Annotated in this window: 24 protein-coding genes, 3 tRNA genes and 1 pseudogene; 11 read left to right on the top strand and 17 right to left on the bottom strand. The window is 62.2% G+C overall.

The features are described from left to right. Positions 1-28: 28 nt before the first annotated feature. The 4 genes from K3555_RS07865 to purC all read right to left on the bottom strand — a co-directional run bounded on the left by K3555_RS07865 (position 29) and on the right by purC (position 3,594). Entirely contained in the window at positions 29-1,801 is a 1,773-nt protein-coding gene (locus K3555_RS07865) for an ATP-binding protein (RefSeq protein ID WP_134830032.1), read from the bottom strand. A 36-nt stretch (positions 1,802-1,837) separates the two neighbouring features. After that, positions 1,838-2,506 carry a phosphoribosylformylglycinamidine synthase subunit PurQ gene (gene purQ / locus K3555_RS07860; protein ID WP_260008050.1) on the bottom strand — a complete coding sequence of 223 codons (669 nt, stop codon included), beginning with the start codon at positions 2,504-2,506 and terminating at the stop codon, positions 1,838-1,840. Continuing rightward, positions 2,506-2,736: a phosphoribosylformylglycinamidine synthase subunit PurS gene (gene purS, locus K3555_RS07855; protein ID WP_027258722.1), complete on the bottom strand. Its 231-nt coding sequence runs from the start codon at positions 2,734-2,736 to the stop codon at positions 2,506-2,508. Before purS ends, purQ begins: the two co-directional genes overlap by 1 nt. A 96-nt stretch (positions 2,737-2,832) precedes the next feature. Further along, on the bottom strand, positions 2,833-3,594 hold the full coding sequence (gene purC / locus K3555_RS07850; RefSeq protein WP_259991698.1) for a phosphoribosylaminoimidazolesuccinocarboxamide synthase: 762 nt from the start codon (positions 3,592-3,594) through the stop codon (positions 2,833-2,835). 260 nt (positions 3,595-3,854) lie between these two features. Between purC and K3555_RS07845 the strand changes: the two genes are divergently transcribed. The 3 genes from K3555_RS07845 to bmt all read left to right on the top strand — a co-directional run bounded on the left by K3555_RS07845 (position 3,855) and on the right by bmt (position 7,378). Further along, positions 3,855-4,172 carry a DUF1476 domain-containing protein gene (locus K3555_RS07845; protein WP_259991696.1) on the top strand — a complete coding sequence of 106 codons (318 nt, stop codon included), beginning with the start codon at positions 3,855-3,857 and terminating at the stop codon, positions 4,170-4,172. Positions 4,173-4,401: 229 nt separating this feature from the next. Beyond that, positions 4,402-6,291 (top strand): phosphatidylglycerol lysyltransferase domain-containing protein, encoded by a 1,890-nt coding sequence (locus K3555_RS07840; RefSeq protein ID WP_260008049.1) that lies wholly within the window; start codon positions 4,402-4,404, stop codon positions 6,289-6,291. Between the two features lie 67 nt (positions 6,292-6,358). Next, positions 6,359-7,378 carry a betaine--homocysteine S-methyltransferase gene (gene bmt, locus K3555_RS07835; RefSeq protein ID WP_260008048.1) on the top strand — a complete coding sequence of 340 codons (1,020 nt, stop codon included), beginning with the start codon at positions 6,359-6,361 and terminating at the stop codon, positions 7,376-7,378. Between the two features lie 244 nt (positions 7,379-7,622). On the opposite strand, the gene K3555_RS07830 is transcribed toward bmt, so the two are convergent. Together K3555_RS07830 and K3555_RS07825 are read right to left on the bottom strand one after the other, a co-directional pair. Next, positions 7,623-7,901: an acylphosphatase gene (locus K3555_RS07830; RefSeq protein WP_260008047.1), complete on the bottom strand. Its 279-nt coding sequence runs from the start codon at positions 7,899-7,901 to the stop codon at positions 7,623-7,625. 72 nt (positions 7,902-7,973) lie between these two features. Continuing rightward, the gene (locus K3555_RS07825; RefSeq protein WP_409201679.1) at positions 7,974-9,053 is read right to left on the bottom strand and encodes a PA0069 family radical SAM protein; all 1,080 of its coding nucleotides are present in this window, start codon (positions 9,051-9,053) and stop codon (positions 7,974-7,976) included. A 224-nt stretch (positions 9,054-9,277) separates the two neighbouring features. Between K3555_RS07825 and K3555_RS07820 the strand changes: the two genes are divergently transcribed. Both K3555_RS07820 and K3555_RS07815 read left to right on the top strand, forming a co-directional pair. Next, entirely contained in the window at positions 9,278-9,976 is a 699-nt protein-coding gene (locus K3555_RS07820) for a B12-binding domain-containing protein (RefSeq protein WP_129371145.1), read from the top strand. Between the two features lies 1 nt (position 9,977). Continuing rightward, positions 9,978-10,688 carry a DUF1638 domain-containing protein gene (locus K3555_RS07815; RefSeq protein WP_260008045.1) on the top strand — a complete coding sequence of 237 codons (711 nt, stop codon included), beginning with the start codon at positions 9,978-9,980 and terminating at the stop codon, positions 10,686-10,688. Between the two features lie 61 nt (positions 10,689-10,749). Here K3555_RS07815 and K3555_RS07810 read toward each other — a convergent pair whose 3' ends face one another. Then, positions 10,750-11,160: a SufE family protein gene (locus tag K3555_RS07810; RefSeq protein ID WP_260008044.1), complete on the bottom strand. Its 411-nt coding sequence runs from the start codon at positions 11,158-11,160 to the stop codon at positions 10,750-10,752. Positions 11,161-11,293: 133 nt separating this feature from the next. Between K3555_RS07810 and K3555_RS07805 the strand changes: the two genes are divergently transcribed. Further along, the gene (locus K3555_RS07805) at positions 11,294-11,806 is read left to right on the top strand and encodes a hypothetical protein (protein WP_260008043.1); all 513 of its coding nucleotides are present in this window, start codon (positions 11,294-11,296) and stop codon (positions 11,804-11,806) included. Between the two features lie 85 nt (positions 11,807-11,891). On the opposite strand, the gene rnd is transcribed toward K3555_RS07805, so the two are convergent. The 4 genes from rnd to K3555_RS07785 all read right to left on the bottom strand — a co-directional run bounded on the left by rnd (position 11,892) and on the right by K3555_RS07785 (position 15,869). Then, complete coding sequence (gene rnd / locus K3555_RS07800) at positions 11,892-13,049, bottom strand: ribonuclease D (protein ID WP_129371149.1); 1,158 nt, start codon at positions 13,047-13,049, stop codon at positions 11,892-11,894. A 75-nt stretch (positions 13,050-13,124) separates the two neighbouring features. Continuing rightward, on the bottom strand, positions 13,125-13,721 hold the full coding sequence (purN, locus tag K3555_RS07795; protein ID WP_260008042.1) for a phosphoribosylglycinamide formyltransferase: 597 nt from the start codon (positions 13,719-13,721) through the stop codon (positions 13,125-13,127). After that, positions 13,718-14,764, bottom strand: coding sequence for a phosphoribosylformylglycinamidine cyclo-ligase (purM, locus tag K3555_RS07790; protein WP_260008040.1), 1,047 nt, complete (start codon positions 14,762-14,764; stop codon positions 13,718-13,720). The genes purN and purM overlap by 4 nt, the downstream gene beginning before the upstream one ends. Positions 14,765-14,888: 124 nt before the next feature. Next, on the bottom strand, positions 14,889-15,869 hold the full coding sequence (locus K3555_RS07785) for an MBL fold metallo-hydrolase (protein ID WP_260008039.1): 981 nt from the start codon (positions 15,867-15,869) through the stop codon (positions 14,889-14,891). Between the two features lie 120 nt (positions 15,870-15,989). Here K3555_RS07785 and K3555_RS07780 point away from each other — a divergent pair, with 120 nt between their 5' ends. The 3 genes from K3555_RS07780 to K3555_RS07770 all read left to right on the top strand — a co-directional run bounded on the left by K3555_RS07780 (position 15,990) and on the right by K3555_RS07770 (position 18,466). Next, positions 15,990-16,925, top strand: coding sequence for a LysR family transcriptional regulator (locus K3555_RS07780; protein WP_260008038.1), 936 nt, complete (start codon positions 15,990-15,992; stop codon positions 16,923-16,925). A 37-nt stretch (positions 16,926-16,962) separates the two neighbouring features. After that, positions 16,963-17,038: transfer RNA gene (locus K3555_RS07775), tRNA-Ile, on the top strand. Between the two features lie 243 nt (positions 17,039-17,281). Then, positions 17,282-18,466, top strand: a complete 1,185-nt coding sequence (locus tag K3555_RS07770; protein WP_259998581.1) for a hypothetical protein — start codon at positions 17,282-17,284, stop codon at positions 18,464-18,466. Between the two features lie 99 nt (positions 18,467-18,565). On the opposite strand, the gene K3555_RS07765 is transcribed toward K3555_RS07770, so the two are convergent. The 3 genes from K3555_RS07765 to K3555_RS07755 form a co-directional block, all read right to left on the bottom strand. Then, a complete protein-coding gene (locus K3555_RS07765) occupies positions 18,566-19,507 on the bottom strand; it encodes a hypothetical protein (protein WP_260008037.1) in 942 nt (313 codons plus the stop codon). Further along, positions 19,507-19,770 (bottom strand): hypothetical protein, encoded by a 264-nt coding sequence (locus K3555_RS07760; protein WP_259991668.1) that lies wholly within the window; start codon positions 19,768-19,770, stop codon positions 19,507-19,509. Before K3555_RS07760 ends, K3555_RS07765 begins: the two co-directional genes overlap by 1 nt. Positions 19,771-19,951: 181 nt before the next feature. Further along, entirely contained in the window at positions 19,952-21,271 is a 1,320-nt protein-coding gene (locus tag K3555_RS07755; protein WP_259991666.1) for an ATP-binding protein, read from the bottom strand. Between the two features lie 83 nt (positions 21,272-21,354). On the opposite strand from K3555_RS07755, the gene K3555_RS07750 reads away from it, so the two are divergent. Together K3555_RS07750 and K3555_RS07745 are read left to right on the top strand one after the other, a co-directional pair. After that, the gene (locus tag K3555_RS07750; RefSeq protein WP_260008036.1) at positions 21,355-22,272 is read left to right on the top strand and encodes an MBL fold metallo-hydrolase; all 918 of its coding nucleotides are present in this window, start codon (positions 21,355-21,357) and stop codon (positions 22,270-22,272) included. A 69-nt stretch (positions 22,273-22,341) separates the two neighbouring features. Continuing rightward, positions 22,342-22,416, top strand: a tRNA-Asn gene (locus tag K3555_RS07745). Positions 22,417-22,572: 156 nt separating this feature from the next. Here K3555_RS07745 and K3555_RS07740 read toward each other — a convergent pair. The 3 genes and pseudogenes from K3555_RS07740 to K3555_RS07730 all read right to left on the bottom strand — a co-directional run. Beyond that, positions 22,573-22,775, bottom strand: a pseudogene (locus tag K3555_RS07740) (IS481 family transposase); the annotation flags it as partial. 150 nt (positions 22,776-22,925) lie between these two features. Continuing rightward, positions 22,926-23,000: transfer RNA gene (locus K3555_RS07735), tRNA-Asn, on the bottom strand. 195 nt (positions 23,001-23,195) lie between these two features. Next, complete coding sequence (locus tag K3555_RS07730; protein ID WP_260008034.1) at positions 23,196-24,128, bottom strand: LysR substrate-binding domain-containing protein; 933 nt, start codon at positions 24,126-24,128, stop codon at positions 23,196-23,198. Positions 24,129-24,217: the final 89 nt, after the last annotated feature.

The raw sequence follows: 24,217 nt of genomic DNA, 5'->3' as shown, positions 1-24,217 counted from the left end.
CGTTCTCTCCTAATCTTCAGGGGCTGCCTCATTCCGCAGCCTCGATGCCGTCCACCAGGACCGGCAATTGCATCTCAAAGACCGCGCCGCCGTTCTGGCCGTTGCGGGCGGTCAGCCGTCCCCCAAGGTCGTTGACGATCCCCGAGGAGATGGCAAGACCCAAACCAACCCCGTCGCCGGGCTGCTTGGTGGTGTAGAACGGCTCGAACAATTCATCGAAGTCGTTGATCCCCACCCCGTTGTCGCGCACCGACAGGGTTGCCGTCTCACCCGCCGCCAGCAGGATTTCCACCTCCGGGTCGGCCACTGATTTGGTGGCGTCCAGCGCGTTGCGCAAGAGGTTGACCATGACCTGTTCCAGCCGCATCCGGTCACCCATCACCATAACAGGTTCTTCGGGCAAAATCCGGGTGATTTTCACATGCCGCTGACGCAGCTGCGGTTCCATCATCGACAGGCTGGAGGCCAGCGCATCGCCCACGTTTACAGGGCTGAACGTATCGCCGCCCTTGCGCGCATAGGATTTCAGCTGCCGGGTGATTGCCCCCATCCGCTCAATCAGATCATCGATCCGGCCAAAGGAGGCCAGCGCCTCATCCGGACGGTTGCGGTTAAGCAGCAGACGGGCGCCGGCCAGATAGGTTTTCATCGCCGCCAGCGGCTGGTTCAGCTCATGGCTGACGGCAGCCGACATCTCCCCCAAGGCGGCCAGTTTCGAGCTTTGCGCCAGGCTCTGTTCCGCCACGGCCAGGGTCTTTTGCATCCGTTCGCGCTCGGCAATTTCCCGCTGGAGGCGCGCATTCAATACGCGAAGCTCTGCCGACTCGCGCTGGAACAAGGCCATGCGCAGCGCGGTTTTCCGGCTCAGCGCATAAAACGCCAGCGCCAGCAGGATGGCGAATCCCATAATTTCCAGCGCCAGCACCGCGTTAACCCGCTCACGAACCGAGGAATAAGTGGTGAAGGACGCCATCCGCCAGCCCTGGAACGGCACCCGGGTTTCCAGCCGCATCACCGCCTCGCCCTGAAGATAGGCGTCCGGCGGCAGCGCGGTCCAGTCAGTGGTGGCGCGGATTGCCCGCTGAATGGCGCCCTCGGGCGTCTGCAAGGTCAGCGCATCACCCTCCTGCAGACCACGCCAACGGGCCTCGGTGGCCAGGATGATATTGCCGGTGCTGTCGGTGACCAGAACCGCATCGGAAATCCCGGCCCAGGCCCGTTCGAACTTCTGCAGGTCCACCTCGACCACAATCGCGCCCAGGACGCCGGTCGCATCGATCATCCGCCGCGAATAGGTGAAACGGTAGCCGCCCACTTCCCGCGGGATCACCGAAAAGACTGTCGACTTGGCCCGGATCGCATCGACAAAATAGGCAGCATTGCGATGGGTCTCGCCCAGCCGGTTGCGGTCGGTTGCGGCCACAGTGCGGCCATCCTGCGCCAGCAGCATGATCGAGGCTGCGCCGATCTCATCCACAAAGGAGATCAGCCGCTGGGTGGACAGGGAAAAGTCATTGGATTGCAGTGCCGAAATCAGCGTCTGGTCGCGCGCCAGCAGCTGCGGCACAATCGCATGCTGGCGCAGCTCGCTCAGCAGGTTGCCCGAATACAGCGCCAGCCGCAGTTCGGCCCGGTTGCGGGTGCTTTCGGTAAAACGGTGGGTCAGCGCCCGGTTTGTGGTCCACACGGTGACAGCCGCCACCAGCATGAACAGCACAAGCGACAGCCGCGCGCGCCACGAAATCGTGCGCGAGCCGGTCTTCCGCTTGGGTTTGGTCACATCAAAGCGCGGGGCGGTCATAAACTATACCTATTGCGGCCGCCCCGCATCCTCAAGTCACGCCGCAGTGACCATGCCCGCCAATGCGCGGAACACTGCCGTGCCATCGGTGCCGCCGTGGCCTTCATCCGCGGCCCGTTCCGGGTGCGGCATCATGCCGAGCACGCGGCGGTTGTCCGACAGGATACCGGCAATATCAGCAACCGAACCATTGGGGTTGTCTGCATAGGTGAAGGCCACCCGGTCCTGGTCCTGCAGCGCCTTGACGGTCTCTGCATCGGCAAAATAATTGCCATCATGGTGGGCAATCGGCACACCGATCACATCGCCCGCGCTGTACTCTTGGGTAAAGACGCTCTCAGACGTCGCCACCTTCAGGTCCACGGTGCGGCAGATGTATTTCAAACCTGCGTTGCGCAGCAGTGCGCCCGGCAAAACACCGGTTTCGGTCAGGATCTGGAAACCGTTGCAGACGCCGATGGCATAGCCGCCGCGATCTGCGTGCGCGACCACAGCCTTGCAGATCGGCGATTGCGCCGCGATAGCACCGCAGCGCAGGTAATCGCCGTAGGAGAAACCGCCAGGAACGCCGACGATATCAACGCCTTCCGGCAGCGCGCTGTCCTTATGCCAGACCATCGACACGTCGAAACCAGCCTGCTCAAACGCCACCGCCAAATCGCGATCACAGTTTGAACCCGGGAAGACTACTACCGCCGCCTTCATCACTGCAGCTCGATGCTGTAGGATTCGATCACGGTGTTGGCCAGCAGCTTTTCGCACATTGCGGTCACGTCTGCCTCGGTGGCGCCGTCTGCCAGATCCAGATCGATCACCTTGCCCTGCCGCACACCTTCAACCTTGTCAAAGCCCAGGGCCCCCAGCGCGTGGCGCACCGCCTCGCCCTGCGGATCCAGAACCCCGTTCTTCAGCATCACATGCACCCGTGCCTTCATCGCATCATCCCTCAGGTTTCGGTGGCGAAGCCCCATCCAGGCTTCTTCTTTGCAAAAATACTCAAAATCCCGCCCTGTCCGCAGGGCGGGACCGTCTTAGTTGACCAGCGTCGGCTTGCCCGGCGCCGGCGGGTTGTTCGGCATCACGCCCAGGCGGCGCGCCACTTCGCTGTAGGCATCGGTCAGACTGCCCAGATCGCGGCGGAACACGTCCTTGTCCAGCTTCTGGCCGGTCTTCACGTCCCACAGGCGGCAGCTGTCCGGGCTGATCTCGTCGGCGATCACCAGACGCTGGAAATCGCCCTCATAGACGCGGCCGATCTCGATCTTGAAATCCACCAGACGGATGCCCACGGCCAGGAACACGCCGGACAGAAAGTCATTGACCCGCAGCGCCAGGCTCAGGACGTCGTCCATGTCCTGCTGGCTGGCCCAGCCAAAGGCGGCGATATGCTCTTCGGTGACCAGCGGGTCGCCCAGGGCGTCGTCCTTATAGCAATATTCCACAATCGGGCGCGGCAGCTGGGTGCCCTCGTCGATGCCCAAACGCTTGGAGATCGAGCCTGCAGCATAATTGCGCACAATCACTTCCAGCGGAATGATCTCGCAGCTGCGCACCAGTTGCTCGCGCATATTCAAACGCTTCAGAAAATGGGTCGGCACACCGATCTGCCCCAAGCCCAGCATGAAAAACTCGCTCAGGATGTTATTCAGCACACCCTTGCCCTCGATCACGTCGTGCTTTTCAGCATTAAAGGCGGTGGCATCATCTTTGAAATACTGCACGATGGTGCCCGGCTCGGGACCTTCATACAGTGTTTTGGCCTTGCCTTCATAGATTTTCTTGCGACGCGCCATTGGGAGCCTTTCGGGTCAATGCCGGGAATCCGGCCCTGCGATGTGCCGCCCTCATAGTGCAAGGGGGCTTCAGCCGCAAGCTTGCTGCACGGGATCGCGCCCCCGCAGCTGCGGCCCCGGTTAGCGGCAACCGCTGCCCGCGGCAGCCAGCCCGCCTTGCGCCGGGCACAAAGGCTTTATCAAGAACAGTTTTTTCTTGCCCTCGGCAGGGATCATGCTCCTATCATTAGACAGGTGCAAACGGTTAATGAGGATCAGTCATGACTACATTTGACGAACGCGAACAGGCGTTTGAGGCCAAATTCGCGCATGATGAGGAAATGCAGTTCAAAGCCCGTGCGCGGCGCAACAAGCTGGTCGGCCTTTGGGCGGCAGAGCTGCTGGGGAAAAGCGGCTCATCTGCCGCCGATTACGCCCAGTCCGTCGTTGCTGCTGATCTTGAGGAAGCCGGCCATGAGGATATCGTGCGCAAGCTGTCAGGCGACCTCGGCTCTCAGGCAAGCGAAACACAGATCCGCGGCAAACTGCAGGAACTGATGCCGCAGGCGCAGGCAGAAATTCTGAGCGAAGCCAGCTGATCACCCGGCCGGACCGCCAGTCCGGCCCGGCGCCTTCCGCCGCTTCCCGGCACGGAGCCCGCCGGCAGCGTCACCATGCGGCTGCCGCAACACCCTGCCTGCCTTGCCTATCCAATGATAGGGAAGGCCACTACGGTAATCAGCGCAGTTTTAGCGGTTAACTGATCTGCAAACAGCACCCGGTACACTGGCAACCAAGGGCCTTTTGCGCTGCCTTCCAAGGATTGCCATGCTGTTTTCAAAATCCACCGCCCCCAGGCCGGCTGCGCGGCTGATCCGGCTGACCCTGCCTTTTCTGGTGATGGGGGGCTGTCTTTGGCTGCTGCAAACACAGACCGAATTGCCGCCGATGCGGGAGCTTGGTGCCATCCTGGGCAGTCTGCCCGCCTGGAAGTGGGTTGCTGCCGTATTGGCCACCGGCCTCAGCTTTTGGGCGCTGGGACGTTATGATTCCGTGGCCCACCGCCATCTTGGCACCGGTATGGATGGTCCTGCAGCGCGGCGCGCAGGCATGGCCGCCATCGCTTTTTCGCAGACTGCCGGGTTTGGCCTGATTACCGGCAGCTATGCCCGCTGGCGCCTGCTGCCCGGCCTGTCGCCGCTGCAGGCGGGCCAGCTCACAGCATTGGTGGCTGTCACATTTTTGGCGGCACTTTCGGTAATCTGCGGTGCCGCGCTGATCCTGGCGCCGCCGTCGCCGGGTATGGCCTGGGCTGGCGGTGTGATCCTGGCCGCCGCCGCCAGCGTTTCGGCCTTCAGCTTTCTGCACCCGCAAACACCGCTGTTCCGGCTGCGGCTGCGCTGGCCCTCCTTGACCGCAATGGCCGCTTTGGGGTTCTGGGCGGCCCTCGACGTCGCCGCCGCCGGCACAGCGTTGTGGCTGCTGCTGCCGGGTGAAATTGATACCTCCTGGGCGCAGCTGCTTACGGTCTATGCGATTGCGCTGGGGTTTGCAGTTGTGTCGTCAGCCCCTGGCGGGGCCGGCCCGTTTGAACTGGCGCTTTGCGCGCTGCTGCCTGCGGTCCCCGACCACAGTCTGATCGCCGGGCTGCTGGCCTTCCGTCTGGTCTATTATGCAGTGCCGGCGGTTCTGGCCGCCTTGCTGATGATCTTTCCCGGACTGTTGCCGGCAAGGGCTGCAGCCATCGCCGATACAGACCTTATGGGCAGCCGCAGCCTGCCGCCAGCCGCCCTGCCCAGTAGCAGGGCATGCTCTGAGACCGGGATTATCCGGCAGAACGGCGGCCATGTGCAGATGTTTGGCCTGAACCGGATTGCACTGCTGGACAGCCCGCAGGCATCGATTGCGCTGTTTGATCCGCTGTCAGGCCTTGCAGCCGAAACCTTTGCTCCGCTGGCCTGCCATGCCCAAACCCGCAACGCCGCCGCCTGCTATTACAAATGCAGCGGACGCAGTGCGCTGCACGCCCGCAAGTCCGGCTGGCGCGTCCTGCGGATCGCCGAAGACGCGGTTTTGAACCCGCTTAAGTTCTCCGAGGGCGGTTCCTCCCGCCGCCAGTTGCGCCGCAAATTGCGTCATGCGGAGAAAGCAGGCATTGAGGTCTGCCGCGCCGCGGCCCGGCTGCCCTTTGATCAGATGCGGGACGCCGATGCAGCCTGGCAATCGGCACATGGCGCCGCCTATGGCACCACGATGGGCCGGTTTGAACCCGGCTATCTGGCCGCCCAGGAGGTGATTCTGGCGTTCCGGGACGGGCAGCTGATCGGCTTTGCCAGCTTTCACACATCCGCCCGCGAATGGTGCCTGGATCTGATCCGGATGCGCCCTGATGTTCCGGACGGGACCGGCCATGCGCTGGTGCGGGCCGGCATAGCTGCCGCCGCAGCCGAAAGTATCCCGCGCTTGTCGCTGGCAGCCGTGCCCGGTCACCGCCTGGCCAAGGGCGTGGACCGGGGCCTGCGCCGGTTCAAGGCCAGCTTTGCGCCAAGGTGGGAGCCGCGCTATATGGCAGCTCCCAGCTGGCTGCAGATGGCGCTTTGCATCGGCGAGCTGCTGCGCCTGGTGCACCGCCCGCCCGCCGTGCAGCCCGCAGCCGCCGCAGCGCCCGCTCATAATGAAGATGAAGAAAATGAAATTGCCCTTGCCCGCCCGGCATGAGACAGGGAACACAGACCGATTTACCGCCCAGCCCGCCCGGGCGGCCTGCTGACACGGGATGAAACCGATGACAAACACTTTCAAACAGTTGCTGGAAACCAAAGACGCTCTGCTGGCGGATGGTGCAACAGGCACCAATCTTTTCGCCATGGGCCTGCAGTCCGGCGATGCGCCGGAACTGTGGAACGTGGACGAACCGCAGAAAATTCTGGCGCTGTACCAAGGCTCGGTTGATGCGGGCAGCGACCTGTTCCTGACCAACAGCTTCGGCGGCACCGCCGCGCGGCTGAAACTGCATGACGCTCAGAACCGCGTGCGCGAGTTGAACCGCATTGCGGCCGAACTGGGCCGCGAGGTGGCAGACAAGGCGGAACGCAAAATCGCCGTGGCCGGTTCCGTCGGCCCGACCGGAGAAATCTTTGAACCTATCGGTGACATGTCCCATGCCCTGGCGGTCGAGATGTTCCATGAACAGGCTGACGCCCTGAAGGAGGGCGGCGCCGACGTTTTGTGGCTGGAGACCATTTCGGCACCGGAAGAATTCCGCGCCGCGGCTGAGGCCTTTAAACTGGCGGACATGCCCTGGTGCGGCACCATGAGCTTTGACACCGCAGGGCGGACCATGATGGGTGTGACCTCGGCGGATCTCGCCCAGCTGGTGGAGGAATTCGACAATGCTCCGCTGGCCTTTGGCGCCAATTGCGGCACCGGCGCGTCGGACATTCTGCGTACTGTGCTTGGTTTTGCCGCGCAGGGAACCGAGCGCCCGATCATCTCCAAGGGCAATGCCGGCATCCCGAAATATGTCGACGGCCACATCCATTACGACGGCACGCCCGAGCTGATGGGGGAATACGCAGTGATGGCCCGCGACTCGGGCGCCAGGATCATCGGCGGCTGCTGCGGCACCATGCCGGATCATCTGCGCGCAATGCGCGACGCCCTGGACAACCGCCCGCGCGGCGACCGCCCGGCTCTTGAGAAAATCGTCGAAGTGCTTGGCCCTTTCACCTCCGACAGCGACGGCACCGGTGAAGACGCAAACGCAGGCGGTGAACGCCGCTCGCGCCGCCGTCGCCGCGCCTGACCTTTCGGGCCACCGCAACCGCGAACTTTAGCGCGGCCAGTGGAAGCACCGGAATGCAAAGTACCGAGCACCGCAATTGCCTTGCGGCGCTCGGCACTTATTGCTCAGCCTGTTTTTTTGCCTCCAACCCGCCTTGCAAACCGTCAGGACGGCCTGACGGCGCGCGCATGTTTTCTGCGTGAACGCCCGTATCGGTTTCGCCGCAAGCCCCGGCAAGTGACGCCAGCCGATTGTTCACACCGGCCTAGCGGACGATTGTAAAGCCGCTCACTTCAGGGTCGGGAACTGTCCGTTCGGTCAGCACATCCTTCACCGCGGCAGCGCCAGGCCCGTGGCCCATCCGGCGCACCATATCGGCGACGCCGGCGGCCGGCCCCATCAGCAACGCCCGCACCGACCCGTCCGGCTCATTCCGGATCCAACCGGACAGGCCGTGGCGCAACGCCTCTGCCCTGGTCCAGGTGCGGAACGCCACACCCTGCACGCGGCCGGTGACACGTGCCTTTACTGCGACAGCAGTCATAGCACACCTTCCTTTCAATCATGAAGGATCACAGCTTAGCACAAAAAGCCGCTCCTCAGGATCAAAGACGGATCAAAACAACGCCAGCTGGTCGCCCGGCTGCGGCGGCCTGGCAAACAGATCGCATCGCAGATCCGGTGTCCGCTCCTTCAGCCCCAGCCGCCGGCAGGCTGCCTTAAACCGCTGCGCAATCATTTCGGCATAACGCCCCTCGCCACGCATTCTGTGGCCCCAGCGCGGGTCGTAGTCGCGCCCGCCATGCATTTCCCGCAACCGGGCCATTACCTTGGCCGCACGGCCAGGCTCGTGCTTGGCCAGCCATTCCTGCCACAGCTCCGACACCTCCCGCGGCAGCCGCAGCATGATCCAGCTGGCGGCATCCGCACCCGCCTCCGCCCCGGCTGCCAGCAGCGCCTCCAGCTCATGATCGGTCAGCCCCGGCACCACAGGGGAGGTCATCACCCGCACCGGCACCCCCGCCTTCGTCAGCCGCCGGATGGCGGCCAGACGGCGGGCTGGCAAAGGGGCCCGCGGCTCCATCCGGCGGGACAGTTCCGGGTCAAGCGTGGTAACGGAAACCCCCACCCGCACAAGCCCTTTGGCTGCCATCGGCGCCAGGATATCCAGGTCCCGCTCCACCATCGCACCCTTGGTGACGATCGCCACAGGATGATTGAAATCCCGCAACACCTCCAAGCAACTGCGGGTGATGCGATGGTCCCGCTCGCACGGCTGATACGGGTCGGTGTTGGTGCCTAGCGCCAGCACGGCCGCCTTGTAACGCGGCGCCGACAGTTCGTTGCGCAGCACCGCAGCCGCATTGGGGCGTGCGACCAGCCGGGTCTCAAAATCCAAACCCGGCGACAGGCCGAGATAGGCATGGCTGGGCCGCGCAAAACAATAGATGCAACCATGCTCGCAGCCCCGGAAAGGGTTGATGGAGCGGTCAAACGGCAAATCCGGCGACCGGTTGTAACTGATCAGCGACCGCGCCGTCTCGTGCCGCACTTCAGTGGGAATCACCTCCGTATCCGGTTCTGGCAACCAGCCATCATCTACTTGGCAACGGTCCAAATCGAACCGCCCTGCCGCATTGCTGAGGCTGGCACGCGCTTTGCGTCGCATGGGCTGGGAACCGTCATGATAAGGCATTGCCGCACTATGCACCCGCAACAAGAACATATAAAGAACAAATGCGCAGAACTGAAGATTTTCATGCATAATCCGCATTACCAAATCATCGAATTTCCTCTTATACGTCGGTTCGGACAATAGCTATGTCGCAAACAATGCAGTCCCGGGGCGTCATTCTGTCACAAAAGTCCCAAAACTAGGCCAACACGAGGCACGCCGCCCCGTAAGCAAGGAATATGCGAATGTCGGACGAAGAAGACATCATCCTGTCGGAACTCGATGACGAGGAACTTGTTCAGCAGATGTTTGACGACCTCTATGATGGTCTCAAAGAGGAAATCGAAGAAGGCGTTGGCATTCTTCTCTCGCGCGACTGGGCGCCGTATGATGTTCTGACCAAGGCCTTGGTGGGCGGCATGACCATCGTTGGCGCCGACTTCCGCGACGGCATCCTGTTTGTCCCCGAGGTTCTGCTGGCGGCCAACGCGATGAAGGGCGGCATGGCCATCCTGAAACCGCTACTGGCTGCAACCGGCGCCCCGCAGGTCGGCTCAATGGTAATCGGCACCGTCAAAGGCGACATCCACGACATCGGCAAAAACCTGGTTTCGATGATGATGGAAGGCGCGGGCTTTGAAGTTGTCGATCTGGGGATCAACAACCCGGTCGAAAATTACCTGGAAGCCCTGGGAGAGCACAAGCCGGACATCCTTGGCATGTCAGCTCTGCTGACCACCACCATGCCCTACATGAAAGTGGTGATCGACACCATGGTCGAGCAAGGCCTGCGTGATGATTACATCGTGCTGGTTGGCGGCGCGCCGCTGAACGAAGAGTTCGGCAAGGCAATCGGCGCCGACGGCTATTGCCGTGACGCCGCCGTGGCTGTGGAAATGGCCAAGGATATGGTTGCACGCAAGCACAACTCGATGAGCGCCTGATTTGGCACGTAAAGGACGCGCAGCCCGCTTGACCGAGCGGGCTGCCTTCCGCCCCCCCACCGGGCGGACACTTGAGGAAACATCCCTCACCGAACAGGGCCTGGCTGCCCCTGAAAAGAAGTCCGGCCGCATCCTGCTGATCGCTTGCGGCGCGCTTGCGCGCGAGATCCTTGATATCAAGGAGAAAAACGGGCTGGATCACATCGACCTCACTTGCCTGCCCGCCAAGCTGCACCTTTATCCGGACCAGATTGTCGATGCCGTGGACGGCGCCGTAGCCAAACACTCAGCCGTTTATGACAAGATCTTCGTGGTCTATGCTGATTGCGGAACCGGCGGCGCGCTGGAGCGCAAATGCGCAGAGCTGGGCGTTGAAATGGTGGCAGGCCCGCATTGCTATTCCTTTTTTGAAGGCAATGAGGCCTTCGCCGCCCATGCGGATGCAGGCGAAATCACTGCCTTTTACCTGACCGATTTCCTGGTCAAGCAATTCGATGCCTTTATCTGGCGCCCAATGGGCATAGACAAGAACCCCGAATTGCGGGACATGGTGTTCGGCAATTACACTAAACTGGTCTACCAGTCGCAGATCAGCGACCCCAAGCTGGTGGAAAAGGCGCGCGACTGCGCGGACCGCATGGGTCTGGAATTCGAACACCGCCACACCGGCTATGGCGATCTGGAAACCACGCTTTCAGGCTGGACAGGCTAGCCTTTCATCTTTCCTGAAGTACTCCGGGGAGCGCGAGGGGCCGGCCCCTCGCCCTGCTGCCTCAGGCCTGGGCCATCGCGGTTTCGCGGATCCGCTCGATCATCGACCGCAGCCCGTTTGAGCGTTGCGAAGACAGATGATCGTTCAGCCCAAGCCGTCCCAGCTCTGCCTTGGCATCCACGGCCACCACGTCCTTATGCCCCAGACCATTGTACAGGCAGCGCAGCACAGCAATCAGTCCGCGCACAATCATCGCATCGCTGTCGCCGTCGAACCGGAATTCTCCGCCGTCGATCGTGGCATGCAGCCAGACCTGGCTGGCGCAGCCGTCGACCTTGGTTGCGGGCACTTTCAGCGCGTCGTCCAGCGGCTGCATCGCCTTGCCCAGATCGATGACATGGCGGTAGCGGTCCTCCCAGTCCTCCATGAACTCAAAGTCTTCCACGATCTCTTCAAAGGCGGCAGTGGCCATTATCGTCCATCCTCAAAACCCGCATCCGGTGCAGATCAGCACCTAAGCCCCTGCCCGCCCCATTTCAACCGCTTTTCAAGCCGCGGCCAATCGGGTAATCCGTTGCAAAGACATTTTGAATGGGCGGGGACAGATGCATAAACCATTGGCTCTTACATTGGCCTGCGCGCTGATGCTGGCAGGCTGCGGCGGCTGGAAACAGTCGCGGATCAACCCCTCCAACTGGTTCGGCAGCTCCGTGCCTGCCGAAGCGCCGGTGGCGGAAAACACCAACCCGCTGCTGCCGCAAGACAGCAATGCCCGCGGCATCTTTGCCCGGCCTGAGCCCAAGGACACCACTGTCCTGGCCGGCCAGATCACCGAAATGCGGATCGAACGCACCGCATCCGGCGCCATCATCTATGCAACGGCCATTGCCAGCCGCCAGGGCGCCTATGACGTTGTTCTGCGCCCCGCCGACGGCAGTGAAGAGGGCGTCCTGAGCTTGGATTTCCGGGTGGTCTACCCGGAAACCAGCACCGCAACCGGCAGTGAATTCAGCCGCACCATCCATGCCGCCCGCACGGTCACAAATCAGGACTTGGCCGGTATCCGCACCGTGCGTGTGAATGGCGCGCAGAATGCCCGCGAAAGCCGCCGCCGCTGACTTCAAGACCGACCGATAAGAAAAACGCCCGCAGGAATTGCGGGCGTTTTTCTTTGAGCGGATTGCTTGCAGCGGCTATAGCGCCTTACAGTTCCACAACCTTTACGTCCTGACCCTTGGCGGCGAGACCGATCTTACCGTCACACAGACGCAGCGCATCGGCGCCGAACACCTCATGCCGCCAGCCGTTAAGGGCCGGGACATCGCGCAGCCCCGCCGCAATTGCGTCCAGGTCCGCGCTGGGGGCGATCAGCTTGGCCGCCACGCCCTCCGCTTCGGTTTTGGCCTTCAGCAGCACCCGCAGCAGATCCGCCAGCGCCGGGTTTACCTGCAGCTTTTCCTTGCTGCGGTCCATCTTGGGGTGGTCTTCGGGCGGGCAGTCAGCCCCCTTGGCCACGGCCGCCAGGATGCCTTCGGCAATCGCACCTTTGCGCGCCTCGCGCAGCAGCAGGCGGGATCCGCCCAGATCGCCGGGATTGCGCGGTTTGGTCGAGGCCAGCTCCACCAGCGCGTCATCTTTGAACACCCGGTTGCGCGGCACATTGTTGGATTGCGCATAGGTTTCGCGGAACGCCGCCAATTCGCGCACAACCGCCAGAAACTTGCCCGAGGAGGTCCGGGTTTTGACCCGTTTCCAAGCGTCCTGGGGCTGAATGTCATAGGTCGCCGGATCGGTCAGCACCTGCAGTTCCTCGGTTACCCAATGGGCGCGTCCGCTCTTTTGCAATTCCGCGGCCAGGAACTCATAAATCTTGCGCAGATGGGTCACATCGGCCAGCGCATAGGTCTTTTGCGCCTCGCTCAGAGGGCGGCGCGACCAGTCGGTAAAGCGCGATGTCTTGTCGACGCCCAGCTTGACGATCTTGCGCACCAGAGTTTCATAGCCCGCCTGATCGCCAAAGCCGCAGACCATCGCCGCCACCTGAGTGTCGAACAGCGGCTTGGGAAAGACGTTCGCATCGACCCAGAAGATTTCCAGATCCTGACGGGCAGCGTGGAACACTTTGACCACGTTCTCGTCACGGAACAGCGTATAAAGCGGCTCCAGAGAAATACCATCGGCCAGCGGATCAACCAGAACCGCATCATTTTCGCCGTCGCCGGCAAAGGCCAGCTGGATCAGGCAGAGCTTGGAATAATAGGTCCGTTCCCGCAAAAACTCGGTATCCACCGTGACATAAGGATACTGTGCGGCGGTTTCGCAAAAGGCCTGCAGGTCTTCGGTGGTGGTCAGAGTTTTCATAAATTCCGGCTTTTCAATCTCATGTGGGCCGGGACGTGATACGCGCTTGTCCCGGGCAATGCAATCAGCCGGGCTTCAGCCCAGCTGAACCGGCGTCTTATCTCCCGCGGCGAAGCGGCGCAGCACGGCCGGATACAGAAGATGCTCCTGCACCAGAACCCGGGCCGCCAGCGCATCCGGCGTGTCGTTTTCCAGAACCGGCACCCGTGCCTGGCCCAGAATGGGGCCGTCATCCAGGCGCGGCGTCACCTCATGAACGGTGCAGCCGTGCGCAACATCGCCGGCCTCCAGCGCGCGGGCATGGGTATGCAGGCCCTTGTACTTCGGCAGCAAGGAGGGGTGGATGTTCAGCATCCGGCCTTCGAACTGCGACACGAACCCGGCGGTCAGCACCCGCATGAAACCTGCGAGGCAGACGATATCGGCACCAGCCTCCAGAATCGGCTTCACCAGCTCCGCCTCAAAGGCAGCACGGTCGCCATCGAAAGGCCTATGATCCACAGCTGCGATGGCAATTCCGGCGGCGGCGGCCTTTTTAAGACCGCCCGCTTCGGCATCATTGGACAGCACCAGACAGGGCCGGGCCGGATGATCGCCAGTCATGCTTTCAACCAGGGACACCATGTTGGAGCCCCCGCCCGAAACCAGTATGGCGACCTTCTTATGGCTCACAGCAGCTTGCCGGTATAACGCATGCCGGCACCAGCGGTGACCGTTCCCAGGCGCGCAACGGTCTCGCCTTCGCCTTCCAGAATTTCTGTCAGCGCGTCAGCACGGTCGGCAGAAACCGACAGGATCATGCCGATGCCGCAGTTGAAGGTCTTCAGCATTTCCGCTTCGGCGATATTGCCGGTCTCTGCCATCCACTTGAACACGGGCGGCAGCTCCCAGGCGTTCAGGTCGATGTCGGCGCCCAGATCCTCAGGCAGAACCCGCGGCAGGTTTTCAGTCAGGCCGCCGCCGGTGATATGGGCCAGCGCATGCACGCCCCCTGCCCGCACCGCGGCCAGGCATTGTTTGACATAGAGTCGCGTCGGGGTCAGCAGTGCGGCGCCCAGGGTGCCTTCGCCAAACGGGCAGTCCGCATCCCAGCCGAGGCCGGAAACTTCTACCAGCTTGCGCACCAATGAGTAGCCGTTGGAGTGCACCCCGTCAGAGGCCAGACCCAGCAGCACGTCGCCCTCGGCCACGCCTTCGGGCAGCGCCGTGCCGCGCTCCATCGCGCCGACAGCAAAGCCTGCGAGGTCGAAATCGCCTTCCGGGTACATGCCGGGCATTTCAGCCGTCTCACCGCCGATCAGCGCGCAGCCCGAACGCACGCAGCCCTCGGCGATGCCTTCGATGATGCGTGCCGCAACTTCGGTTTCCAGCTTGCCGGTGGCAAAATAGTCGAGAAAGAACAGCGGCTCGGCGCCCTGGCAGACCAGATCATTGACGCACATCGCCACCAGGTCGATGCCAACGCCGTCCACCACGCCGGTGTCGATGGCGATCCGCAGCTTGGTGCCGACACCATCGGTGGCGCCGACCAGGATCGGGTCATTGTATCCAGCAGCCTTCAGATCGAACAGCGCGCCAAAGCCGCCTAGCCCGCTGGCCACGCCAGAGCGGTTGGTGCGCTTGGCGGCCGGCTTGATCCGGTCAACCAGGGCGTTGCCCGCATCAATGTCCACACCTGCGTCTGCATAGGTCAAGCCGTTCTTGCCGCTGGTCATCACTTGGCTCCTTCAAATCGGTTGCGCAGCCTTTAGCGCAAGGCGCATCAGAAGGGAACTAGGGAATCTGCTGCGCCATCCCGGACGGCGCAGCAGGGTGGTTTTCACGACAGTACCGCCAATCTCAGATACCAAACTGCCAGGGTGCCGCCTGATAGGCATAGGCATCGCCTTGGCGCAGCACCCGGCCCAGCGCCGGAAAATCCAGATGCGCGCCGGTGACCAGCAGATTATCCGCCGCCGCCCGGTCCAGCATCCGCCGCCGGGTCGCCGCCGTCTGCGCCGGATCGGTGTCAAATGCGACGGTCCAGTCCGGCAGGGCAAATTGCAGCGCGGCGCTGTGAATCAGGTCACCCCAGAACAGCAGCCCCTCGCCGCCCGCATCCAGCATGAACCCGGTGTGGCCCGGCGTATGGCCCGGCAGCTCCAGCGCAGTGAAACCGGGAGCCGCTTCTTCCTCTCCCTGCAGCAATTTCAGCCGGCCGGCGTAAGGCGCCACGGAATTGCGGGCCATGTCAAAGAAGCCGCGGCTGGCCTCGGGCACCCCGGCCAGGATCCCGTCATCATGCCAGAAATCCCATTCCCGCTGCGCGACCACCAGTTCGGCATTGGCAAAAACCCCGGCTCCGTCCGCGGTGATCAGCCCGCCGGAATGGTCCGGGTGAATATGGGTCAGCAGCACCGTATTGATGCTCTCAGGCGTCACGCCCGCTGCCGCCAGCCCAGCACCCAGCGCGCCAAGCCCCGGCCCCATCAGCTGGGCAGTGCCGGTGTCGATCAGCAGCTTCTGCCCGCCGCGCTCCACCAGATAGCCGTTGACCGGGATCTGCAGCGCGCCGTCCTGCAACCGGTGCAGCCCCTGCGCCAGAACGGGTTCGGCTTTAGCCGCGTCGTAATCATTGAACAGCTGCGTCCCCAGCGGAAGATGCCCGTCCAGAAGAACCGTGATCCGGGCATCTCCCAAAGTGAAAGAATGCGTAACTGGCGCCGCCTCTGCTGCCCCTGACGCAGCCATAGCAGCGCCGCCGCCCCAAAACCCGCCTGCCAGTGCCGCCGCCGGAGCCGCCGCAAGCCCGTTCAAAAATACCCTGCGATTGATTGTCATAAGAAACTCCGATATCCAATTGAGGAGAATTTTCCTGTGAGCCGGAAATAACCCTGATGGTCCGGTACTTACAGCCCAGCAGATCCGATAGCAGTTATAAGCAACACTGATAGGCATCCGATGGACCGGTTCACCCTGCTTGAGACATTTACCATTGCCCTGGACGAAGGCAGCCTGAACCGGGCCGCCCAGCGCCGCGGTATCAGCCAATCCGCAATCAGCCAGCAGATCAAGCAACTGGAGACCCTGACAGGCCAGCAATTGCTGCACCGCACCGCCAAGGGCATTCATGCCACCCGTGCGGGCGATCTGATCTACAGCCACGCGCAGACGCTGCTGTCCGGCTACAACCGGATGACGGCAGAGCTGGACGCGCTGGAGGGCAGTGTATCGGGCACCTTCCGCGTCAGCGTGAATTCTTTCCTGGGCCGCAGCGTGATCGGGCCGATGCTGCTGGAGCTGAACCAGCAGCACCCCGACCTGAATATCGTCATGCGGCTCGAGGACCGGCTGGTCGACGTGGTGCGCGAAGGCTACGATCTGGCGATCCGCACCGGGCGGCTGGGGGATACCGACGGGTTCGGACGCAAGATCTCGACCTTGGAAACGGTGCTGTTTGCCACACCGGAATATCTGGACCGCGAAACCCGCCCGCAGAAACCGGAAGACCTGCAGCGGCTCAAATTCATCCAGCACCACGAGGACCAGACCCGCGGTTTCTTCCCGTTGCGCCGCGGCAGGCAGGAGTTTCCGGCGCCGGTGCAGGTCGGCTTTACCGCCGATGACCCGGATCTGATCATGCGGGCCGTCAGCAGCGGTACCGGTTTTACCCGCGCGCCCCGCTTCATGATCGAGGCGCAGCTTGCCTCCGGTGAATACGAACTGGTGTTGCCCGGCTATGAGGCGCCGCTCAAAGAAGTCTTTGCCGTCTATCCCTCCCGCCGCACCCCGGACCGGCGCCGGGACCTGACCATCGAGAGCACGGTGGCGCGGCTGGAGGCACTGCACCGGCCCCGCACGGCAAATTCACCGATGCGCCCTGCAATCACCGCTTGACCTCGCCCGTCCCATTTCCTAACCACGAAACCATGGCGGGCCTGTAGCTCAACGGTTAGAGCAGAGCGCTCATAACGCTTTGGTTGCAGGTTCGAATCCTGCCGGGCCTACCACCCTCCCCGCCCTGCCTCCGGTTCGGCTGCGCTGTTTCGACCCTTCCCGATCCACCGATTTGCGTCCGGAAACGGCCGATGCCATTCCAATCCCCGGTCTGGCAGGAAGCTTTTGCTTTTTTCTAACCGCCAGATGGCTAAAGTGGCCAATGAGCAGGCCGGTTTTATTCGTTTCGTTGTGTTTCCAAGCTGTTTTAGGGCATCCATCCGGCCACTAGACCTGTAGAGGCACGAGAGAGCGCAATGGCAACCGAAAAACTCACAATCATCAAGGCAGACGTCAAGAACGAGGTGACCAAGGCGGTGAAGCCGAAGTTTGTTCAGCTCGGCAATATGAATTTTGCCGCCACCGTGGAAGTCGACAAGAAAGTGGCCGCCGAACTGGATACCGACGCCCGTTTTGTCGCCAAGCTTTATGATGACGCCACCAAGGAATACAAAAAGCTTCTGGCCGAATGCAGCCTGCGCGTCAGCCAGGCAAACGATCTGGGTTCGGTGCTGCCGCTGACTGATAAGGAATGCAAGGAGCTGGACGCAGACATCAAAAAGATCTTTGCCAAATACGAAAAGTCGATTGAGCAGGTCGCGACAAAACATTTCGACAAGTGGAAGCAGGCCAACAAAGACCGCAAGAAATACCGGATCAAAGTGGTCAGCGCGATTGTTCTGGGCAGCGCCTGCGCCATCGGCAGCACGGCGTCATTGGCGGCAGGTGCGGTGACCGGCGGCGTGTCGATTGCCGCCAGCATTTACGGCATTGCGCAAAGCATCGTCTCGGTGGCGCGCGCGGTGCAAAAGGTGACATCTGACATCGTCAAGATCCATGGCGAGCTGGAAAAGGCGCTGAAACAGCTGGTGTCCGCTTACGAAAAACAGTCCAAGGCCAAGGTGAAGGCCAAGGAGATCGGCAAGGAATTCCTGGCCGACTTCCTGATGATCGAAACCGCGGGCTTCAACCGGGTGGATAAGCATCTGGAGACTTACAAGGCCAAACTCAAGAACATCGATCTGGAGATTGCGGGCCTCGGCAAGGAGCTGAACAAGCTGCTGGATAAGCAGGGCAAGCTCGACAAGGAGATCGAGAAGAAGCTGGGCAAAATGGCCAAGGACCGCAACTACAAAAGCAAAAAGCTCGACGGGCTGTTTGCCGCCATGGAAGCGGCCCGCAAGGCCACGGCCAAGCTGATCAAGGATATCGAGGCTTATCACGTCAGCATCAAACCGGCCGAAAAATTCCGCGACAATGCACAAAAGGCCGTTGATGCCCTGCGCCACAAGGATCCGGTCTGGACCAAATGGGCAATCTGGATCGGCAGCCTGGGCCTTACAACCGCAGTGACCAGCATCGCATCGGGCGGGGAAAACCTGATCAAGGCCGCCTCGGCAATAGAACAGGGTTTCACCGCACTGTCCAAGGAACTTGCCTGAACCTGGCAGCACGCTTGCGGGCCGCTGAAGACAGCGGGCCGCAAGCAGCCTGTCCGGACCAGCCCTGGCAAGGTATTGCCCCTCCAGCCTCGCCCACGGTCACACCCCGCGTTTGCAATTGAGCCAGGCAGTCAGGCCTGCGGTTTCCACTGCTGTCAGCGCCCTGTTGACCACACCATAAGCGTAAAGCTTCTGGCTGGCCGGCAAATCCCGCAGCCCCGCGGCGATGGTCAGACCGCCGCTGATCACCACACCGGTTTCATCAGCGCGCCATTCTGTGGCCTGCGCTCCCAGATCCGGCAGCGGCACTGTCAAACGATCGTCAACCAGGTCGTTTGACAGATACCAGGCACCGCTGACCGGCTCCTGCATCAGCAGCGGCCTGAAGCTGTCCCCTCCCTCCTGCAGCGCATGGAGGCCAGGGACATTGCGCACTGAAACATTGCGCACCGATCCTTGGGTCGCGGGTGTGCCCTCGATCCAGAAGTTGCCGCCGGAACCGTCGCCGCGCAGCAGAACCTCAACCGTGCCATTGGCGACTTGCCAGGGGCCAATCCCTGTATCATCTGCGCTGGTCCCCACCCGGGCGCGGAAGCCCCCCGACAGAAAGCCAAAGACTTCGTAAGACACGAAATACCAGTCCCCCACCGTGATCCCGGCCCCATCCTTGTAGGCATAGGACGTGCCGGAACCATCACCGGTGCAGGTAAAGCTGCCGTCGCCGTTGTCCGCGAAATTCCTGGTGGTGGAGAACGGAGCCGCGAACAGCTCCGTCCCCTGTCCGCTGAGGCGCTGCGCCAGCTGCCCGGCGCCCGCGGCGGCCATTACACCCTGTGCGCCATCCAGTATCAGCGCCACCGGATCGCCGGGACCGGCCACCGGCACCCGGCCTTTGATATCCTGAAACATCCCGCCGGTGCTGGACGGATCCCAGTAGCCGCCAAGCGCGCCGGGTGCATCAAACAGGGCAGCGGGCGTAAACGGGTGCAGTGCAGCCGCCGGACCGGTCAGCCTGGTGGCGGAATGCCCCAGCCCCAGCATCAGTACCACCCAGCCACGGATGCGGTCGTACCCGTCGCTTCAATACCCGCTGCGGAAAACCCGATGGTTTCACCGGCGGTAACCGCGTAGGTGATGATTGTGCCCGCCTCATCGCGCAGCACCAGATCCCCCGAGGCCAGCACCCGCAGCACCCGCGGCCGGACCGGCAGGTCGGTGCCGTCCTGCGGCGTGATCACCATGTGATGAGTAGCAGGGCTTTCCAGCCCGCGGCGGTGGTTGGAAAACGGATCAATCTGAGGCATGAGAGCTCTCCCAACAGTGTTTCTTTCCCGGACAAGCTGCCCGGGGCCCGATTGATAGCTGCAAAGAAAGAAGATTGGGCAAAGCGGGCGTGCGCTGCAGGCCGCCGCTACGCAACACCTGATCGCATTCAGGCGCCCGCCCCGTTCGGCGGCCAGTGCAGCGGCCAGTGCGGATTAGCGGTCAGCGCGCGATTACGATGTCAGCCTTCAGCCCGCCCAGATCCGTGCTTTCGCCCAGCCGCAAGGTGCCGCCATGAGCACGTGCAATGTCCGCCACAATCGCCAGCCCCAGGCCAACACCAGACCCGCGGTCCTGGTTACGGGCCGGATCCAGCCGGGTAAACGGGCGGATGGCATCGCCGCGCTGGCTGGCTGGAATGCCGGGGCCGTCATCTTCGACCCGGATCCGCATGGAGCGCTCGGTCATCGCCACAGAAACCCGCGCTTGGGAGCCATAGCGCACGGCATTGGATATCAGGTTCTCCACCGCCCGCCGCATCGGCTGGCGGCGCAGCATCACCTCCCCTGCGCCGGACATCCCGCCCAGCGTCACCTGTTTTTCCTGGCGCTGCCAATCGCTGATGATGGTACGGACCAGCTCTTGCGGGTCCACCGGCTCCGGTTCGCTGACTGCAGCCCCGCGGGAGAAATCCAGGAATGCATCCAGCAGCGCCTGCATTTCATCCACGTCGCGCAGCATCGGTGCGGCGTCCTCCTCGTCCAGCATCGCCAGTTCCAGCTTCATCCGCGTCAGCGGCGTGCGCAGATCATGGCTAACCCCCGACAGCATCAGCGTGCGCTGCTCGATCTGGCGCTCCAGCCGGGCCCGCATATCCAAAAAAGCACTGCCGGCCGCCCGCACCTCCAGCGCGCCGGCCGGCGAATAGGGCACCGCCCGGCCGCGCCCGAACGCCTCGGCCGCATTGGCCAGCCGCTTGATCGGGCGCAGCTGATTGCGCATGTAAAGGAAGGAAATCAGCATCATCAGAAAGCCGAACAGCAGCATGGTGACAATCAGCTGGTGCGGTGCTGCGGCAGTTACCCGGCGGCGGTCAAAGCTGAGTTCCATCAGCCCATGCGCCGAGCCGAAATAGACCTGCACCGTGCGGTCCGCCGGAAACCGCGCCGCTAAAAACCCCGGAAACGTCTTTTCCAGCTCTTCGCGCACCACCCGGCCGGAAAACTCAATCAGGCTGAACTGATCCTCCGGCAGCGGCGCACCGGGCGGCAGAAACCGTGCCTGCATTTTCAGCGGCTGCAGCAGCGGCCCCATCTGCGCCAATGCGGCCTCCTGATCCGGGGCGCTGTCCGCCACCTGGCGCAGCAACTCGAACTCGCGCTGAATGGTGGCCGTCATCTGCACGGTCACATCCTCCAGATCGCGTTTGATGAACACGACCGACACCACAATCTGCAGCGCCACAATGGGCACCACCAGGATCAATGCCGCACGGGCGTAAAGACTGCGCGGCATATATCGTTTGAGCCATTTGAAGAACATGGGCTAAGCCTATAGGGCGGTTGGAAAAGAGGAAAGACGATCCAGGCGCGCACCGGCCAGGAAAACAGCAGCGGAGCAAAACCATGCAGGTACCGGATGAATTCAACCCGCAGGCGGGCCTGGCCGAGGAGCTGGAGCCGGGCCTGCGCCGCATTCTGGCACCGAATCCTTCGCCGATGACCTATCGCGGCACCAATACCTATGTGATCGGCACCGGCGGCCTGGCCGTCATTGATCCGGGGCCGGAGTCCGAACCGCATCTTGCCGCGATCCTGGCCGCTGTGCAGCCGGGCCAAAAGATTACCCATATCATCGTGACCCACAGCCACCTGGACCATTCGCCGCTGGCCCGGGCGCTGGCCCAGGCAACCGGTGCGCCGGTCTATGCCTTTGGCGGGCCCGCAGCCGGGCGCAGCGCAGTCATGCGCCAGCTGGCCGCCGACGGGCTGGCCGGCGGCGGCGAGGGCATCGACACAGCGTTTTCCCCAGACATCACCGTCGGTGACGGCGCTTTCATCCGCGGTGACGGCTGGGAACTGGAGGTCATCCACACGCCCGGCCACCTTGGCAATCACATTGCACTGGCTTGGAATGATGCCTGCTTCACTGCCGACCACGTGATGGGCTGGGCCAGTTCGCTGGTGTCGCCGCCGGATGGCGACCTGACGGATTTCATGGCCTCCTGCCGCCGCCTGCGCCAGCGCAACTGGCGTATTTTCCACCCAGGCCACGGCGCCCCGATCTTTGATCCCGCCGGACGGCTCGACTGGCTGACCGCCCACCGCGAATCCCGCGAGGCCGCAATTCTCGACGCGCTTCTAACTGCGCCGGCCAGCGCAGCCGCCTTAGCCCGACATATCTATACCGAGACCCCGCCGGCTTTGCTAAAGGCTGCTGAGCGCAACGTTTTCGCTCACCTTGTTGACCTCACCGGTCGCAAGTTGGCCGCGCCGCAAGGCGTCCTTTCCGCCACCGCCGTATTCGAACAGCGCGGCGGTTGATTTTTTTCAAAAAAGTCTCTCGCGCCCTCTGGACGCCTGATCCCGAGGGCGCTATACGGCACGGACCGTTCCGGCGTAGCTCAGCGGTAGAGCAGTTGACTGTTAATCAATTGGTCGTAGGTTCGATCCCTACCGCCGGAGCCAACACACATATGCAATGTGTTGGAAATAGACGATAAGACACTTTACCTTGAGGGTCTTATACTGTTGCACCACCCCTTGAAACACCCGTTATTTGCACCGCCTGCGAGAGTCGGGCACTCAGTGCAATTTAGACGCCCTGGCGGGACACCAGCGGAACTATGATAGCCGGTCCCTGAGGACTTCGTAGGGCGACTTTCCTTTGTGCGCGCCATGCGGTCTGTGGAAGCTCTAAAATCGCTCCCGCCCAGATGCGCAGTTCCACGCCTGATGCAAGCATGTCCGCTGCCGGGATCCTTGGCATGCCAGTGGAATTTCGCCTGGACCTCACGGCCGTTGTCCGACCGGACTTCACGAATGCGGCAGGCGTCCTGATGCTGCGGGCTGAGTATACGCTCAGGAAGCAATCAATGCGCAAGGTTCAATGCGGCAACAATGAGAAGATCACGGCAGTATGGCTTTGCGAGCCAGAACCAAAAAAGCCCTCAAGTCAAAGACTTAAGGGCTTTTTATGGCTCCGGCGGTAGGGATCGAACCTACGACCAATTGATTAACAGTCAACTGCTCTACCGCTGAGCTACGCCGGAATACGAGATGCGGTATAGAAATAACTCCAATAGACGTCCAGAGGTAATTTGCGGTTTTGAACAACTTTTTTCGCCCCCGCTTGAGGGGCCGTTTTTGCCGGGAAGAACCGCAAGTCCTCCAAGGCCCGCCAACCTCTAACCAGCCGCCGGACAGGCCCCAAAATTGCACGCGCAAGACTGATGCCTGCAGAACGGCTAGTGCATATCTTCAGGTGCATCCTTCGGAATCAATTCCTCCAGAAACGCCTGCAGCGGCGGGCTCTTCTCAGCCGCACCGGTTTGATGAGCAGCAGACTGCGGCACGATGGCAAAATAGGCGTACGGAAGCGGCAGGCCAGGTTCACCAACCACGACGCCAAGACTGGCTGGATGCTTGGCCTCCGCCAGCATCTTTGGCACCAATGCAATGCCTGCCCCCTGTCTGGCAAGCTCCAGGGCAACCGCAGCGCCGCCGACACGCAGGCCTTTGCGCATGTTCGGATTTCTGGCCAGGCCAGCGGCCCGGAACCAGTTTGCCCAGGTCGGATGCGACGCATACTGCTCTCCCCAATCAGTATGTATCAGCAAAGCGTCCGGCACTGCGGCAATCCCGGATCCTGCTACATGACTGTCGTAAAACGCTTGCGTGCAAAACGGATGGGCCACATCTTTGAACAATGGCAGCTGGGTGTGCTGCGGATAAAGATGGCTCTCATAGGTTACCCTAAGATCGGTACGCGTATTCAGCAGGTCGACCGGGTCAGCTTCGATCCGCAGCTCGATCCCGGTGCCGGGGAACGCCTCCCGAAAGCGTGAAATGGCGGGGGCGACCCAGTTTTCTGCCAAAGACTGGATTGTGCTGACCGCAAGGCCAGAGCGGGCCTCAGTTTCAATGAGATTCTCCGTGGCCGTCGATATGGCCGTCAATGCTTCGGAAATTGCCGGGTAATAGGTCCGCCCGGCATCGGTCAGCAGCAGACGGTTATTCAACCGGTGAAACAGCGTTTTCCCAAGAAACGCCTCGGCATTCTTGACCTGCATGCTGACTGCGGCAGGCGACACGCCGAGTTCGGACGCCGCTGGCGTGAACCCGCCCAAACGCACCGCAGCCTCGAATGCTTTGAGTGCATTCAATGGAGGAAGGAGCATGGAAGCGGCCCTTTCTGAATCAGAAAAACTTAGGCCAGCCTCACATTTTTCGGTCTGTAAAGACATCGCACAAACGCCATCATGCCCCA

The sequence above is a fragment of the Leisingera sp. M527 genome (assembly GCF_025141525.1).
Classification (GTDB): domain Bacteria; phylum Pseudomonadota; class Alphaproteobacteria; order Rhodobacterales; family Rhodobacteraceae; genus Leisingera.
This window is presented reverse-complemented; position numbering and strand designations above follow the sequence as displayed.

Coding starts and splice junctions, on each gene's coding strand:
- K3555_RS07820 (WP_129371145.1), top strand. CDS start 9,278: ATGTCGGACGAAGAAGACATCATCCTGTCGGAACTCGATGACGAGGAA.
- purS (WP_027258722.1), bottom strand. CDS start 2,736: ATGAAGGCACGGGTGCATGTGATGCTGAAGAACGGGGTTCTGGATCCG.
- K3555_RS07770 (WP_259998581.1), top strand. CDS start 17,282: ATGGCAACCGAAAAACTCACAATCATCAAGGCAGACGTCAAGAACGAG.
- K3555_RS07810 (WP_260008044.1), bottom strand. CDS start 11,160: ATGGCCACTGCCGCCTTTGAAGAGATCGTGGAAGACTTTGAGTTCATG.
- K3555_RS07730 (WP_260008034.1), bottom strand. CDS start 24,128: ATGCTCCTTCCTCCATTGAATGCACTCAAAGCATTCGAGGCTGCGGTG.
- K3555_RS07845 (WP_259991696.1), top strand. CDS start 3,855: ATGACTACATTTGACGAACGCGAACAGGCGTTTGAGGCCAAATTCGCG.
- K3555_RS07750 (WP_260008036.1), top strand. CDS start 21,355: ATGCAGGTACCGGATGAATTCAACCCGCAGGCGGGCCTGGCCGAGGAG.
- K3555_RS07755 (WP_259991666.1), bottom strand. CDS start 21,271: ATGTTCTTCAAATGGCTCAAACGATATATGCCGCGCAGTCTTTACGCC.
- K3555_RS07830 (WP_260008047.1), bottom strand. CDS start 7,901: ATGACTGCTGTCGCAGTAAAGGCACGTGTCACCGGCCGCGTGCAGGGT.
- rnd (WP_129371149.1), bottom strand. CDS start 13,049: ATGAAAACTCTGACCACCACCGAAGACCTGCAGGCCTTTTGCGAAACC.
- purQ (WP_260008050.1), bottom strand. CDS start 2,506: ATGAAGGCGGCGGTAGTAGTCTTCCCGGGTTCAAACTGTGATCGCGAT.
- purC (WP_259991698.1), bottom strand. CDS start 3,594: ATGGCGCGTCGCAAGAAAATCTATGAAGGCAAGGCCAAAACACTGTAT.
- K3555_RS07765 (WP_260008037.1), bottom strand. CDS start 19,507: ATGCTGGGGCTGGGGCATTCCGCCACCAGGCTGACCGGTCCGGCGGCT.
- K3555_RS07785 (WP_260008039.1), bottom strand. CDS start 15,869: ATGACAATCAATCGCAGGGTATTTTTGAACGGGCTTGCGGCGGCTCCG.
- K3555_RS07840 (WP_260008049.1), top strand. CDS start 4,402: ATGCTGTTTTCAAAATCCACCGCCCCCAGGCCGGCTGCGCGGCTGATC.
- K3555_RS07865 (WP_134830032.1), bottom strand. CDS start 1,801: ATGACCGCCCCGCGCTTTGATGTGACCAAACCCAAGCGGAAGACCGGC.
- bmt (WP_260008048.1), top strand. CDS start 6,359: ATGACAAACACTTTCAAACAGTTGCTGGAAACCAAAGACGCTCTGCTG.
- K3555_RS07825 (WP_409201679.1), bottom strand. CDS start 9,053: ATGCCTTATCATGACGGTTCCCAGCCCATGCGACGCAAAGCGCGTGCC.
- K3555_RS07760 (WP_259991668.1), bottom strand. CDS start 19,770: ATGCCTCAGATTGATCCGTTTTCCAACCACCGCCGCGGGCTGGAAAGC.
- K3555_RS07780 (WP_260008038.1), top strand. CDS start 15,990: ATGGACCGGTTCACCCTGCTTGAGACATTTACCATTGCCCTGGACGAA.
- K3555_RS07805 (WP_260008043.1), top strand. CDS start 11,294: ATGCATAAACCATTGGCTCTTACATTGGCCTGCGCGCTGATGCTGGCA.
- purM (WP_260008040.1), bottom strand. CDS start 14,764: ATGACCAGCGGCAAGAACGGCTTGACCTATGCAGACGCAGGTGTGGAC.